The following is a 14,935-nucleotide window of genomic DNA, read 5'->3' as shown; positions in this document are numbered from 1 at the left end:
TCGTAAGTCAATAGATGAATTCTGTGAGCACGGCCGGCGTCCCCAAAAGGGGCATCGACGTCGCAGGGCTTTCCAAGTGCTCACCGCATTCGTTGTCAGGTATCCTAATTGGACGATTCGGAAAAGTTGAATGCCATTGAGTCAGCAATTTCAGAGTTTCCTCAAGCAGCTTCGTGCTAGCCCCGCACAGTTCGATCAGTTGGCCGACATCGGAGAACTGCGGGGCGCTTTCGATGCATTGGCCGGCGACCCGTCCCTCGTGTCCGACGTCGCGATCCGGCCGGTTGATGCAGCGGGCGTGCCCGCCGAATGGGTTGAGCCGGAAGGGTGCGACTCATCACGGGCCATCTTCTACCTGCACGGCGGCGGCTACGTGGCTGGCAATCCTGCCATGTACCGTAACTTGGTCACTGAGCTCTGCCGGGCCTGCGGCTATCGCGCGCTGACGGTGGATTATCGTCTCGCGCCCGAGCATCCCTTCCCGGCAGCGCTCGAGGACGCCCAACGTAGCTATGCTTGGCTTCTCGCCCAAGGCATCGCTGCCGACCGGATTGTGGTTATCGGCGATTCCGCCGGTGGTGGTCTGGCGCTGTCTACGCTCGTGTCGCTGCGCGATGGTAACCAACCATTGCCGGCTGCGGCAGTCCTTCTCTCCCCTTGGACCGACTTGACGCTGCAAGGCAACTCCCATGTCACCAAGGCCGACGACGATCCGGTCATTACCCGCAAATTCCTCGATCAGTGCCGTCAGCGCTATATCGGTACCAAAGCGAGTGACATGGACGCGCTGGTGTCGCCGCTGCGGGCGGACCTGAGAGGGATACCGCCGCTGCTCGTGTTGGTGGGTACTGCGGAGGTGCTTCTGGACGATTCCACAGCCTTGGTGCACAAGGCGCGTGAAGCGGGTGTTAGCGCCGAGTTGATTGAGGGTGAGGGGATGGTCCACACCTGGCCATTCTTCGTCGCCAGCTTCCCCGAAGCGGAGCAGGCGGTCCGGCAGATTGGCGCCTACATCCGGGCCAGCATCCGCTGAGGTCGCGGACGCACATCTTCAAGATCCTGCCATGGATGCACAGACCCTCTCTCGCGTCGCCGATACGTTTGCGCGATCACTTGTGGGTGTCACGGCCGATCAGTCCATGGGGGTGGGGTGGGAGACATACAAGCTGCACGGTAAGGTATTCATGTTAATCACCGAGGTGGACGGCACGGCCACTGTCATCGTGAAGGCGGATCCCATCCGGGGGGCGATCTTGCGCGGGCAATACGCGGAAATCTGCGCAGGTCGTCGCATGAACAAGCGGCACTGGCTGTCCATTGTCGGGGGCAAGGCCATCACGAAGGATCTGCTGCGGCGGGAGATCAAGGAGTCGTACTCACTGGTTCAGGCGAGTCTGCCGCAAAAACGTATCCGTAATGTAGGACGTCAGAGCCACTTGTCACACGAAAGCGTCTCTAGGCGCGAATTGCAGCCTCTGGCACGCCGTCTTGCGAATGCGCTGCCAGGGGTCAGCCATGGCCGCCCGTTTGTCGAAAAGCTCGATGTCTACAAGGTCGTCGACAAAGTCTTTCTCATCGTCACAGACGATTCCGATGAGCCGATTATCACGGTCAAGACGGAGCCAAGCCAGACCGAGGCTCTGTGCGAGCAGTATCAGAACGTGACGCCCGGGCGATATCTCGACAGACATCACTGGGTGTCCATCGAAGGGGGCAGGGGGCTGCCCCGGGAAGTGGTAAGGGAACTGGTAGAACAGTCCTACTACCTAGCGCTCAAAGGGGTGCCTAAGCGCTTAAGGCCCGCGAACTGAAGTTGTTCACACCGCCGCTTCGCAATATGGCACGGACCGGCAAATAAGGAGCGACAAATGACTAAACTCACAAAGCAAAGCAGAGGATTGGCCGCTCACTACGCGGAGGAGCTCTCCGGTTGGGTGCCAGTGACGACAAAGCCGCTGTTTGGTGCCGTCGCGCTATATCGGGACGAGCTTGTGTTTGCAATGGTCTGGATGGGTTCTCTGTATTTCAAGGTGGACGATTCAAGCCGTGCCGAATATGAGGCTGCAGGCTCCCACGCGCTCGGTTATGTCGTCGATGGCCATGATCATGCGCTCAAATCCTACCGGGAAGTGCCTGTCGACGTGATCGAGGATCGCGAGAAGCTGCGCGAGTGGGCACAGCGGGCGTGGAGCGCCGCCCTCAAAGTTGCGAAGGACTGACGCTCTCGTGGCATCCAGGACTCAATCCAAAGGATTTCTATCGTGCGGCCAGTTCACTTCAGCCACCCGCAACTGGTTCCTGTCCACGTTCGGTACGCCGACGGCCGCGCAGGATGCCGCGTGGACGGCAATCGGTGGGGGGCACCACACGCTGGTCGTTGCACCTACCGGCTCGGGCAAGACACTGGCCGCCTTTATGCATGCCATCGATCGGCTGTTTAGCGAGCAGGCTGCATTGGTCGCTTCCGCCGGCCCGGACGACTCCCGGCGACGACCTACTAAAACACGTGTGCTCTATATCTCGCCTATCAAGGCCTTAGGCGCGGACGTTCAGCGCAACCTAGCCTTGCCCCTGGAGGGCGTTATGCAGGAGCGTCGCCGCCGCGGCGACGTCGATGTGATACTGACAGTTGGCATGCGCACTGGCGACACCGCTGCCACTGATCGCGTCAGTCTCGTGCGGCGCCCTCCCGATATTCTCATCACGACGCCGGAGTCGCTTTTCCTGATGCTGACCTCCCGGGCGAGCGAAGTGCTGCGCGACGTCAGTACCATCATCATCGATGAGATTCATGCGGTGGCGGGTACCAAGCGCGGCTCGCATCTCGCGTTGAGCCTGGAGCGGCTGGACGCGCTGCTCGTCGCTCCAGCGCAGCGCATCGGCTTGTCGGCCACCGTCCGCCCCATGGAGCGGATGGCTGAGTTCCTGGGGGGCGATCGTCCTGTCACCATCGTGGCGCCGCCATCGAGCCGTCACCTTGACGTGCGCATCGTGGTGCCGGTCGAAGACATGTCGAACGTCCCTGAGCGTGAATCGGGTGAAGACGCGCGCGATGGCCGACCAGGCTCTATCTGGTCGCACGTGGAGGCCAGCATTCTGGACCAGGTGCTCGCGCACCGCGCCACTATCGTCTTTGTCAACTCCCGCAGCGTTGCAGAGCGTCTCACGGCGCGCCTCAATGAAGCACATATTGCAGGACTTGCAGGCGCCGAACCACCTGCAGCCACAGTGGATGGCCATCCGTCGATGCAGTACGCATCGTCGGCGGGCAGCACCCAGGCGCGAGCTGCCGGTGTTACCGCTACGATCGCCCGAGCTCACCACGGGTCGGTTTCCAAAGAGCATCGCGCCGAGATCGAGCATGCGCTCAAATCCGGTGAATTGCGCTGCGTGGTCGCCACCTCCAGCCTCGAACTGGGTATCGACATGGGGCTGGTCGACTTGGTGATTCAGGTATCCGCACCACCGTCGGTCGCGAGTGCTCTGCAACGTGTCGGGCGCGCCGGGCACCAGGTTGGAGGCATGTCCGCCGGGCTCGTATATCCGCGCACACGACGCGATGTGATCGAGTCCGCCGTGATCGTCGACGCAATGCTGGCTGGCCGAATTGAGGCCATTGACCTGCCGCGCAATGCGCTGGATGTGCTTGCCCAGCAGACCGTCGCCGCCGTCGCGATGCAGGCCCTTGATGTCGACGCCTGGTATGCCACTGTGCGTCGCTCGGCGCCGTATCGTACCCTTCCGCGCACTGCGTTTGATGCCACGCTTGACATGCTGGCAGGGCGCTATCCCTCTGATGATTTTGCCGGGTTCCGCCCACGACTGGTCTGGGACCGGCAGACTGGTCAACTGTCGGCGCGCCCTGGTGCACAGCAATTAGCCGTCACCAGCGGTGGCACCATTCCCGATCGTGGCATGTTCAGCGTCGTTCTGCCCGAAGGCGAAGAGCGTGCCGGCTCGCGTCGCGTGGGTGAGCTCGACGAAGAAATGGTCTATGAGTCGCGTGTCAATGATGTCATCACCTTGGGAGCGACGTCCTGGCGCATCCAGCAGATCACCCGCGACCAAGTGATTGTGAGCCCGGCTCCGGGCCGCTCCGCTCGCCTGCCGTTCTGGCGCGGTGACAGCATCGGCCGCCCGGCTGAGCTGGGCGAGGCCATTGGTGCATTCCTCGGCCAGCTCGAGTCAAACGTTGCCGGGGCTGGCGCCGCGCCCTTCCTCGGCCCGGATATGCGCAAGCGTCTGGATGCTATCGGTCTGGACAGGAACGCGATTTCCAACATGACAGCGCTGCTGGACGAGCAGCGCGCCGCGACGGGGGTGCTACCCACCGATCGCAGGCTGGTCATCGAACGATGCCGCGATGAACTCGGTGACTGGCGCCTGATCCTGCATTCGCCCTATGGGCGTCGGGTCCATGAGCCTTGGGCACTGGCGATCACCAAGCGCGTCCGCGAGCGTTGGGATGTCGATCCGGCCGTGGTGTCCAGTGACGACGGCATCGTGGTGCGCATCCCGGAGATGGGCCGGGTGCCGGGCGCGGAGTTGTTCCTCTTCGATCCGGACGAGCTGCGGCGCACCGTTGCCGAAGCCGTGGGGGACTCTGCGCTGTTTGCCGCGCGGTTTCGCGAGTGTGCTGCGCGCGCGCTGCTGCTTGCGCGGAGAACGCCCGGCCGGCGCTCTCCGCTGTGGCAGCAGCGGCTTCGCGCCGGCCAATTGCTGGAGATCGCCCGGGGCTATCCAGAGTTCCCGATCTTGATCGAGACTGCACGTGAGTGCTTGCAGGACGTGTACGACCTTGACGCGCTCGATACGCTCGTGCGTCGCCTGGACACGGGTGCAGTGCGGCTAGTCGAGGTCACCACCGAGAGGCCGTCTCCTTTCGCGGCTGACCTGCTGTTTGGCTATGTCGCACAGTTCATGTATGAGACGGACGTGCCGATAGCTGAGCGCCGTGCATCGGTGCTTGCGCTCGATAGTGCCTTACTGAGTGACCTTCTGGGTCAGGTCGATCTGAGCGAACTGCTTGATCCCTTGGTGACAGACCAGGTAGATCAAGAACTGCAGCGGCTGGCTCCCGGCCATAGAGCGAGGGGCAAAGAGGGGGTGGCCGACCTGCTGCGCGAACTTGGGCCACTATGTGCGGTTGACGTTGCCGCGCGCCTGGACAGTGAAACTGACGAATCAGTCTCCTTCCTCACCAGCCTCGAGGCGGAGCGGCGTGTAATTCGTGTCCGGATCGGCACGCGGGAGCGTTGGGCCAGCATCGAGGATGCCGGTCGGCTGCGCGATGCGCTGGGCGTGCATCTCCCCGGCGGGGTGCCGGCGGCGTTCCTGGAGCCCACAGTCGAGCCGCTGCGCGATCTGGTCGCGCGATTCGCGCGCACTCGCGCTCCGTTCACGACAGGCGATGTGGCCTCGGCCTTCGGTCTCGGGGCGTCGGTTGCCGAGGCCACGCTGCGGCAGATTGTCGGACAGGGCAAGCTTCTCTCCGGTTGCTTCGGGGTAGGGCGCAGCGCGAATGCCCCCGGTGAGGTAAGCGGAGATTCCGGACCGCTCGCACAGTGCGAATGGGTTGCCGACGAGGTGTTCCAGCGTTTGCGTATCCGGTCATTGCAGGCGGCCCGCGAGGCCGCCCAGCCGGTACCCCGCGATGCCTACGCGCGCCTTCTGCTAGAACGGCAAGGACTGGTTGCGAATTCGGCCGGAAGTGCAGCCGTGAAGAATTGGAGCCCCGCGTGCGGTGCGCTGGAAGGTCAGGAGGGCGTGCTGCAAGTCATCGAGCAGTTCGCCGGGGTGCCGCTGCTCGCGTCCGTGTGGGAACGGCAGATCCTGCCCGCTCGGGTACGTGATTACGTGCCCGGCATGCTCGATGGCCTCCTCTCCAGCGGTGCGGTTTTGTGGTCGGGCCACGGCAGGCAGGGTAACGATGATGGCCTGGTGGCTCTCCATCTCCACGAGTACGCCTCCGAAACTCTGCCCATGGCGTCAGATGTCTCCGGCCCCGTGGATCTATCGCCTCTGCACCATACGATTCTCGACCTGCTTGCCGATGGAGGAGCATATTTTGCACGCCAGCTGGCTGCGCAGGTGCAGACGAAACTGGCCGGGGAGCATTCCGATCATCACGACGCGTCTGGAGTGCTGCCGGAAGATTTCCACGCAGCGCTATGGGACCTCGTCTGGTTAGGCCGCGTCACGAATGACACGTGGACGCCGCTGCGTGCGTTCGCCTTGGGCTCACAACGCTCTCGGCCCCGCGCACTATCGTCGCGGAGGCGGCGTAGCCAGCGTGGCGTCCCGTTAACTGCCCGATCTGCAGTTTCCGAAGAAATCCACTTTAAGCTCGCGACGTTCAATGCGCCCACCTTGGCGGGCCGATGGTCGTTGCTGCGCGCGGAGCCACTCTCCAGTACCGTGCGTGCGCTTGCGTGGACTGAAGGTCTGCTGGATCGCTACGCAATGGTGACGCGTAATGTCGCAGTGACGGAAAACGTTCCCGGAGGTTTTGCGGCATTGCAGCCGGTGTTGCGAAGCATGGAGGACACTGGGAGCACGGTACGAGGTCGGTTCGTGCTCGGACTTGGGGCGGCTCAGTTCGCCGAGCGGGCAACGGTGGACCGACTCCGTGAACTGGCTGAGGCGGTTCCTGAAGGGCCGATGCCTGTCGCGCTCAGCGCCGTAGATCCGGGCAATCCTTTTGGAACCATTCTTCCCTGGCCCTCGCATGGTTCCCAGGTGCGGCCTGCCCGAAGAGCGGGGGCCTTCGTTGTCATCGATCGAGGCCATCTTGTGCTTTACCTGCCTCAGGGCGGTCGTCAGTTGTTTACCTATAACGATCCTGACGATGAAGCACAGACGGAGGTTATTGCCGCCGCGCTGACGGCGCTCTCCGCGGCGCTTGCGCGCGATCACCGTAACCGGTTCACGCTCGAACTGGTTGATGGTGTGCCAGTGAGGACGAGCAAACTGGATCCGGCATTGAGGGTCATTGGTTTTTCCAGCGCGTCGAAAGGCCTGTACTGGGGGAACTGAGAGCTGTCGCCAAACCCAACAGTTGTTGCGTTCACTAAAAGGAGCAAGCAATGCAGGACGCTGTAGTAGCACATCCCACCGTGAGATCGTTGACCCATAGCTTGCCGGGCGCCATCGTCGGCGCTCGCACTAGCTTGGAGGCGAAGCACACGGTTGATTTGCTCGGTCTCTACGCGGAGAGCCTTAGTCCATTGTTCTCTAAGCAGGACATGGCGGCCTATACCCCGTCAGATTTTTCACGACCCCACAACTTGCTGCTACGAGAGAAAAGTTCTTGAGAGGCTTCGCTACTGGGCCCGGCTGCGAAGCCGATCCTTTCTCTGAACCCTACGCAGAGTAATCAATCAACGAAAAGTCCAGAACATGATGAATCCCCATACTCAAACAACCCAATCTTGGCTGGGTATCCCCTACGCCACCGCAGAGCGCTTTGGTCGGCCAAATCTGCTGCCGTTCAATCCGGACTTGCCCTACGACAAGAAGGGACCCGCCCCGGTGCAAGCCGGCGACACCGGCTGGCTCGAAGCCGACAACGGATTGAGTGAGGACTGCCTGAACCTCAACGTCTGGGCACCCGAAGACGTTGGCGATAACCCGCTCCCTGTCATCGTCTACATCTATGGTGGTGGATTCGAGATGGGGGCTAATACCCAGACCACCTCGAATGCTTCGGGCCTTGCCGCCACCGGCCGCGCCATCGGGGTATCGTTAAATTATCGACTCGGCCCTTTTGGGTGGCTCTCGCTCTCCCAATACGGAGGGGTGTTCGCGGACGCCACCAACCTTGGCCTGCAGGACATCATCACTGCACTTCAGTGGGTGAGGGAGAACATCGCTCGCTTCGGCGGAGACCCTAAAAACGTAACAGTCACAGGCCACAGCGCAGGTGCGTTCTCCGCAATCGGGCTCCTTGCCGCGCCGGCCGCCGACGGTCTTTACCAGCGCCTCGCTGCGTTTTCCGGGGGAGCATCCCGGATAGTTCCGGCTTGGTGGGCCGAAGAACTCACAAATACCTTTCTTACTGAACTCGGCATCACAAATGCTCCCGAGCAACTGCTCACTCTGGATGCAAAGCTCTTAGCCGAGACCCTCAACAGGGTCGGCCCGCGTGACATTGGCGATCGAAACGGCATCGACAACACGACGATCGGTATCGTGAATGACCGGTCGCAGCCCGGGGCCGTTCTCGCCGACATCCCGCTGCGTGTCCTCGAATCTGGGCGTCACCGCGATGTCGATATCCTCTTCAGCACGGCGACGAACGAGGCGGATTGGTGGGTCATCAATGCGACTGAGAGCTTCGATCCCCGCAGCATCGATAACCTTGTCGAAGAGCTTGTCAGGAATTCGCGCATCCCACGCAGCCGTGCCCGGCGCATCGTCGCTGCCTACGATGTCAATGGACGCTCCCCGGTTGAGGTTCGTGGGGCGCTACTTACCGATTACATTTACACCCTGCCAGCCGCTCGTTCGGCACTTGCCCACGCCGCGGCAGGCGGAAATGCCTGGCTGCTTAATATTGGCTCTGTGGAGGGGGCGCACGCGGTACACGGTACGGAGCTGTATGGCATTGTTGGCCAGCAGCGCTCCGGACAAAGCAGTGAGCAAGCCACACGTGACACTTTTGTTCGCGATACCCTTCTCGACTTCTCCGCAGGCAACCACAATCGGCTTTGGAACACCGTGATCACCGAACCAACTTCGCACGGCATAGGAAATTCGACGTGTGACCCCACGGCTCACGCGCTCAAAGTCCTGCGAACCTTCTCGGGCATCGAACGGACCTGAGCTGGCATGCATGCTGTAATGCGTTCGACCAGTAAGGCCGGGAACGTAGCGGCTTAATCTATACAGAGCGTCTTCCAGTGCCACAAAGTCAGCAGAAGTCTTTATCCGTTAGAGCAGATTCGAGCGCGGACTACACGAGGCGCTTGCCGGCCCTGGGAAGCAACAAGCTCGAGAGCATCGAAGGGAATACCGGTTGCCCGCAACCAACTCTCCAATGTCGGAAAGTGCTCGAGTCCCGTTCATTCGAGTTCAGTGACCGTTGATTCGATATGTCCATCACAAATGATTTCATCTGGCGGATCGTGGTTTACATCCGCTGTAAGTCAGCGACTGCAAAGGATGTCCGACAGGCTTCCAAGCAAGCGCTATTTCGCTTGCGTCTCGCGGTTCCAAACTTTCAGATGTTCAACGAGAAATTGTGCGAAACCAGCCGCAGATGGCGACAACGCCCGCGTCACAGGCCGGTAAATGCATACCTCGCGGATCGTCTCCGGTTCGACCACTCGGCACATCGTCAGACCGAAGGTCCGTGCTAGTGGTTTCACATAGTCGGGTGTCAGCGTAACAGCGAGTCCTTGTGCGGCAAGACCGAACGCAGTTGTGACGTTGTCGACCACCTCCATTGGAGCAATCCGAGAGTGAGTGGGCCGTTCAGCAAGCATTTGATCCACACTCGCCTCATGATCGCGACTAGTCGCGATTATTGGTAGACCACGGAGATCTTGCCAAAGTATCCGCCGACGACGTGCAAGCGGATGGCTCGGTGCACACCACAGGACCCACGGACTAGGGAAGAGCGGTTCGCGTTCAACGCGCTCGCCGGTAGCTTTGTCGGGGCCCACGGCCAAGTCAACGTCGCCATTTGCGACGTGATCTACCAACTGGTCGACACTGGTATCGATCAGCCGTACGACAACCTTCGGCTCTTGGCTTCGGTAGTCGGCAATGGCAACTGGCAATGCCGTACTCGCTAGAACGAGCGGTGCGCCAACACGTACGATGCCAGCCGCGCGGTTGCGGATATCACTTGCGGCTTGCTCGGCAGCATGCAAGTGGCGGAGTACGGATTCGGCAGACGGCAGGAAGTCTCGGCCCGCAGAGGAAAGATCCACGCGCCGTGTCGTACGATCAAAAAGCCGAAAGCCGAGTTCGCGCTCTAGTTCAGCCAACAGTTGGCTTACGGCTGAAGATGTTAGACCCAGCCGTGTCGCCGCACCGGCGATGCTGTTCAAATCGACAATGGCGAGAAACGCCTCGAATTGTCTGACGGTAACGCGTGTAAGGGCCATCCAAATATTATAAAGGGCAGCTTACGAATCACAAAAAAAAGACTGATTGTTGTTCAGTCGTCGTTGACTGACACTAAGGGGCCGCGAAATTCTAGCGACAATGAATCGCAAACCAATATCGCAATCATGGGAAAAGTCTTATCCGAGTGGTACGGGTTGGGACACCATGCTGCTTTTTCGATGTGCAAGATCCCTGATCAATTTCAGGAAGTGTCGGTCCTCGATCAAATTCCACGACGGAAAGGCGTTGCCACTGAGGCCGACGTTTTGCGGCGGCGGACGAAGTCGACGTCGGCCGGCGTGTCGTCAAACGTAAGGATTTTATTTACTAAAAGATCTCTACGATACGGGTTTGATGAAAAGTGGGCCCAGAGTAACGCGGCAGGCGGGCCAATATTTTGCCGGTTGATGGTTTTGAATTGGGCGGCGCTTAGCAGGTGCGCGTGTCGCCGTGAATCGATATCGACACGATTCGATCACGGATTTAGTGGTGAATCTGAATGTCTGAGAATTGAGGTCGACTTGTGACTATGATGGATTCTTGGAAAAGTTACCAGGAGATGAAAGCAAGACTGGAATTACAGTTGGACATGGAAAGAAGGCGGCTGTTTGATTCCGTTCTTGCCGAGATCGTGGAGTGCGTCAAGGTTTTTGGAATAACAGAGAGTGATATATTCAGTTCGGAATCGACGGGAACTCGAAAGCGTAGAAAGGCAAAATACTTCGATCCCGTCACGGGCAGTACATGGTCCGGAGTAGGGCGTGAACCGCAATGGATAAAGGGGCGAGACCGGAGAGATTTTGCTATAGATAAAGCGGACTCGGAATAGAAAGAAGGATAGCTGATGGGATCGTAGTTTTTGTCAGCCCGGGGATTCACGCTGGCTTCAGCGTGCGAGGTCTTCGCCGATTGATGGTTTAGGAAATGGATTCGCCTTTATCAGCCGATTTGAAATGACTGAATATGAGATAGCGGTGGCGCGGACAGAGAGAGTGCGCCGTACCGTTCCTTCAATATTGTCTTGAATCTGGAAACTGTCTCTGACATCAAGTCACTGCTGAGCGTTCAGAGCTGGGCGAGGTTAGCGCAAGATGAATTCTGGATAGAGGCTTCAGATTGCCATCGGATCTGAACAGGATTGTCTAGTCTGGTACGGCAATTCCCGTTCAATCGTATCAATCTATACGTTTTGCTTGGACTGCCATTGGGTGCACTCAACAGCACTCTAAACAAAAGTGACGCTTATGCCCGATTGCAGGGCATTTCCGTGACAAAAATTCAGTGGAGGCTATGGTGATCGCCATGAGAATATTTCCTCTTGGCAGGTTGTTTTATTCGTAAATGGTTTGAAGTTATGAGAATTCTGGTGGTTGATGGCGATGGCGCGAACGGTGTTGTACCGACCGTTTTGCGAGAACACGGATGTGAGGTCACGGCTCTGGAAAGCCGAGAAAATGCCGTGCGCCTGTTGCAGCAGACGATGTTCGATTTTGTAATTCTGACATGGATCTTCCCGAATGGATCGGCGTCCAATATGCTCCATTGGATTCGCGCGAATCTTGGCCCGCAGATACCGGTCGCTGTTTTGGTAGATGATTATGCGGGAGAAAAGATTGCGGAAGCGCTAAATTCTGGGGCTGACGACGTCATAAGGAAATCGGTTGGGCGAGTCGAATTGGTTGCGCGGGTGAATGCGCTTGTGCGACGGACGTTTATGGCCGGTGGGGATGGTCTCTCAATTCGCGCGGGCGGGTATCTCATACCCAATACCGGGACTTGCATTTACATTAATGGAAATCCCGTTCGCGCGACAAGAAAGGAAATGGATATTATTGTTCTGCTGTTTCGAAATATTGGAAGAATCGTGCCTCGAAAGTATCTAATCGAGGCCGTGTGGGGGCAAGGTGGGGATATGGTCTCGCGATCGTTGGATACTCATATGTACCGTGTTCGAAATAAATTGAAATTGAATGGTGAAAATGGATTGATATTGAGATCGGTATTCTCGGTGGGGTATAAACTCGAGGGTTGCTGAATTTATGGGTGGGGTTGGTGTTGGAGTGATATTATAATTAAAAATTACCATTAAATTTAAATTCCCTGCGCTATGGTAAGGGTGTAATTTTGATGGCTCATAAACATAAATGAGTGGAATTTCCTGGTCGCAAATCTGATCATCGTGGTCATTCTGAATTATGCTGTATTGTAACGTTCAGCTTCCTGCGGCGGCCAGATGTTGAGGGCCTGGCACACATGCTCCTGGATGTGCATAATATGGTTATCGTTAGGTGCAGATTTATTGGCTATTCGGGATATCCGGAAAAAGTGAATTTGCTTTTGATCCGGTCAGAGTTCCGGGCTGTTGTGAATTGGCGCATGCGGAGTGGCGTGGATCCATCGTGCTTTGTTGATTTTCTGCGCGTTGGTTAGTTTTCATGCGTCAGTTCTCGAACCTCGGTAAACCTGTCAGATACCGCGTGGGCTAGTCGATTTATATCATTCGGGCGCCCGCACGAGATGGTGAGCATTGGCTCGAATTGAATTGATTTTTATCAGAAAAATTCTCTGTGCATGCGATTCTAGAGAGCGAACACGCCGCATTGCGTCACCTCAATTCCAAGAAGCGGCTTCCTACGCCAAACCATCTGGACACTCAAAAATCAAGGATGAATATTGCGGTCTGCCCGATAAGTCATTCTTAATGGCTCCCATTAGTTTGTCGTGGCGAAGAGTTACCTCGATTCGAACGTATTCGGGCAGGCATTGCGTGCGGCAAGTTAATGTGCCGCCATTGTCGTGTTTATCTCAATGACGAGATATTCTATTTGTAGGTCGCAAGTGGCAATCATTACCGTCGAGATTGTTTCAATGTGGCTTTAACCAAAAGTGACAATTTTGCCCAATTATTGGGCAGTTTCGTGACAAAAATTCAGCGCTGACCGCGGCGATCGACTGGAGAATGTTTATTAACTGGTGGGTTGCCGATCTCGCTTTACTCACCGTTAGTTCGTCAGGTTCCCTATGCATTATTTGTCTAACAAATATTCGGGTGGGCTATGGCGTTTTTTTATGAAATGACGGTGGAGTACTTTAATGAATAAGAATTACAGAACAATTTGGAATGAAGCACTTGGATCCTGGGTAGCTGCTTCGGAAATTGATTCGGCACGTGGAAAGCCTAGTAAACGGGCAGCAATCGCGATTGTGGCGTTGCCGCTGATGTTGGCGTCCCAGGTCGCATTCGCTCAATATTCGGGTGGATATTTGTCTAATGCTCAGGGCCCCGGGAGCATTGCGATTGGCGGCAACGGAGCTGCGACCAACGCGTGGTCAAACTATGATGTGGCGATTGGTGGGGGGGCTGGCGCAGACTCTCGAGCCGCGACGGGCGGCATTTTCCAGCCGGCCACTGCTGTCGGATATGCGAGCTATGCGGCTGTCTTTGGGGCCGCATTTGGAGCTAGGGCATGGGCTTCGGGTACGAATGCTACGGCCATCGGCTCGACCGCTACCGCCACCGCAGATGGGGGAACCGCTATCGGCTTCGGTGCAAGTGCTGGGAACACCAATGCTGTTGCTCTCGGGTCTGGATCGGTGACTTCTGCTGCAGCGGCTACCACGGGCGTTACCCTCAATGGAGCGACTTACAATTTCGCCGGCACGACGCCCAATTCGACTGTTAGTGTAGGAGCTTCTGGCTCAGAAAGAACAGTTACAAACGTTGCAGCAGGGCGGATTGGCGCTGCGAGCACCGATGCGGTCAATGGATCGCAGCTTTACGCTACGAATCAAGCGTTGACCGCAGTCGGATCGAGTGTGAATAGCCTCTCTACGGCCGTGGGTGCCGCCACTGCTGCTACCAGTTCAATTACTTCTCTTTCTACATCGCTTAGTAGTACAAATAGCTCGGTTGCGTCGTTGTCGACTGGCCTGAGCACGTCGAATAGCTCGGTGAGTTCGCTGTCGACGTCGGCGTCGACGGGGATCAGCACGGCCCAAAGCGGGGTGACGTCGCTGTCGACCGGGCTGAGCACGACGAATAGCTCGGTGAGTTCGCTGTCGACGTCGGCCTCGACGGGGATCAGCACGGCCCAAAGCGGGGTGACGTCGCTGTCGACTGGCCTGAGCACGACGAACAGCTCGGTGAGTTCGCTGTCGACGTCGGCCTCGACGGGGATCAGCACGGCCCAAAGCGGGGTGACGTCGCTGTCGACCGGCCTGAGCACGACGAACAGTTCGGTGAGTTCGCTGTCGACGTCGGCGTCGACGGGGATCAGCACGGCCCAAAGCGGGGTGACGTCGTTGTCGACTGGCCTGAGCACGACGAACAGTTCGGTGAGTTCGCTGTCGACGTCGGCCTCGACGGGGATCAGCACGGCCCAAAGCGGGGTGACGTCGCTGTCGACTGGCCTGAGCACGACGAACAGCTCGGTGAGTTCGCTGTCGACGTCGGCCTCGACGGGGATCAGCACGGCCCAAAGCGGGGTGACGTCGCTGTCGACCGGGCTGAGCACGACGAACAGTTCGGTGAGTTCGCTGTCGACGTCGGCGTCGACGGGGATCAGCACGGCCCAAAGCGGGGTGACGTCGTTGTCGACTGGCCTGAGCACGACGAACAGTTCGGTGAGTTCGCTGTCGACGTCGGCGTCGACGGGGATCAGCACGGCCCAAAGCGGGGTGACGTCGTTGTCGACCGGCCTGAGCACGACGAACAGTTCGGTGAGTTCGCTGTCGACGTCGGCCTCGACGGGGATCAGCACGGCCCAAAGCGGGGTGACGTCGCTGTCGACTGGCCTGAGCACGACGAACAGCTCGGTGAGTT

General features: G+C 58.4%; 9 protein-coding genes and 1 pseudogene. 8 read left to right on the top strand and 2 right to left on the bottom strand.

The window, feature by feature from the left end:
• Window positions 1–130: 130 nt before the first annotated feature.
• The 5 genes from WS95_RS30100 to WS95_RS30080 all read left to right on the top strand — a co-directional run bounded on the left by WS95_RS30100 (window position 131) and on the right by WS95_RS30080 (window position 8,823).
• Entirely contained in the window at window positions 131–1,033 is a 903-nt protein-coding gene (locus WS95_RS30100) for an alpha/beta hydrolase (protein ID WP_059827657.1), read from the top strand.
• Between the two features lie 31 nt (window positions 1,034–1,064).
• Window positions 1,065–1,811: an MmcQ/YjbR family DNA-binding protein gene (locus WS95_RS30095; RefSeq protein ID WP_059827656.1), complete on the top strand. Its 747-nt coding sequence runs from the start codon at window positions 1,065–1,067 to the stop codon at window positions 1,809–1,811.
• Window positions 1,812–1,868: 57 nt separating this feature from the next.
• The gene (locus WS95_RS30090; RefSeq protein WP_059827654.1) at window positions 1,869–2,219 is read left to right on the top strand and encodes a TfoX/Sxy family protein; all 351 of its coding nucleotides are present in this window, start codon (window positions 1,869–1,871) and stop codon (window positions 2,217–2,219) included.
• Window positions 2,220–2,226: 7 nt separating this feature from the next.
• Window positions 2,227–7,035: an ATP-dependent helicase gene (locus WS95_RS30085; protein WP_059827653.1), complete on the top strand. Its 4,809-nt coding sequence runs from the start codon at window positions 2,227–2,229 to the stop codon at window positions 7,033–7,035.
• Window positions 7,036–7,398: 363 nt separating this feature from the next.
• Window positions 7,399–8,823 carry a carboxylesterase family protein gene (locus WS95_RS30080; protein ID WP_156444609.1) on the top strand — a complete coding sequence of 475 codons (1,425 nt, stop codon included), beginning with the start codon at window positions 7,399–7,401 and terminating at the stop codon, window positions 8,821–8,823.
• A gap of 365 nt (window positions 8,824–9,188) precedes the next feature.
• Here the strand turns inward: WS95_RS30080 and WS95_RS30075 are convergent, their stop codons facing one another.
• Complete coding sequence (locus tag WS95_RS30075; RefSeq protein WP_059827652.1) at window positions 9,189–10,112, bottom strand: LysR family transcriptional regulator; 924 nt, start codon at window positions 10,110–10,112, stop codon at window positions 9,189–9,191.
• A 530-nt stretch (window positions 10,113–10,642) separates the two neighbouring features.
• On the opposite strand from WS95_RS30075, the gene WS95_RS36155 reads away from it, so the two are divergent.
• The 3 genes and pseudogenes from WS95_RS36155 to WS95_RS36070 all read left to right on the top strand — a co-directional run.
• A complete protein-coding gene (locus WS95_RS36155) occupies window positions 10,643–10,942 on the top strand; it encodes an H-NS histone family protein (RefSeq protein WP_082747029.1) in 300 nt (99 codons plus the stop codon).
• 525 nt (window positions 10,943–11,467) lie between these two features.
• On the top strand, window positions 11,468–12,148 hold the full coding sequence (locus tag WS95_RS32455) for a response regulator transcription factor (RefSeq protein ID WP_063890187.1): 681 nt from the start codon (window positions 11,468–11,470) through the stop codon (window positions 12,146–12,148).
• A 1,058-nt stretch (window positions 12,149–13,206) separates the two neighbouring features.
• Window positions 13,207–13,896: pseudogene (locus WS95_RS36070) on the top strand (ESPR-type extended signal peptide-containing protein); the annotation flags it as partial.
• Window positions 13,897–13,901: 5 nt separating this feature from the next.
• Here WS95_RS36070 and WS95_RS36065 read toward each other — a convergent pair.
• Window positions 13,902–14,935, bottom strand: a 1,034-nt coding sequence (locus WS95_RS36065; protein ID WP_059827651.1) for a hypothetical protein, incomplete at its 5' end; no start/stop codon positions are given.

Source organism: Burkholderia sp. MSMB1826 (assembly GCF_001526325.1).
In the GTDB taxonomy this organism is placed as follows: Bacteria; Pseudomonadota; Gammaproteobacteria; order Burkholderiales; family Burkholderiaceae; genus Burkholderia.
Note: the sequence above shows the minus strand (reverse complement) of the source record. Positions and strands in the feature narration are given on the sequence as shown.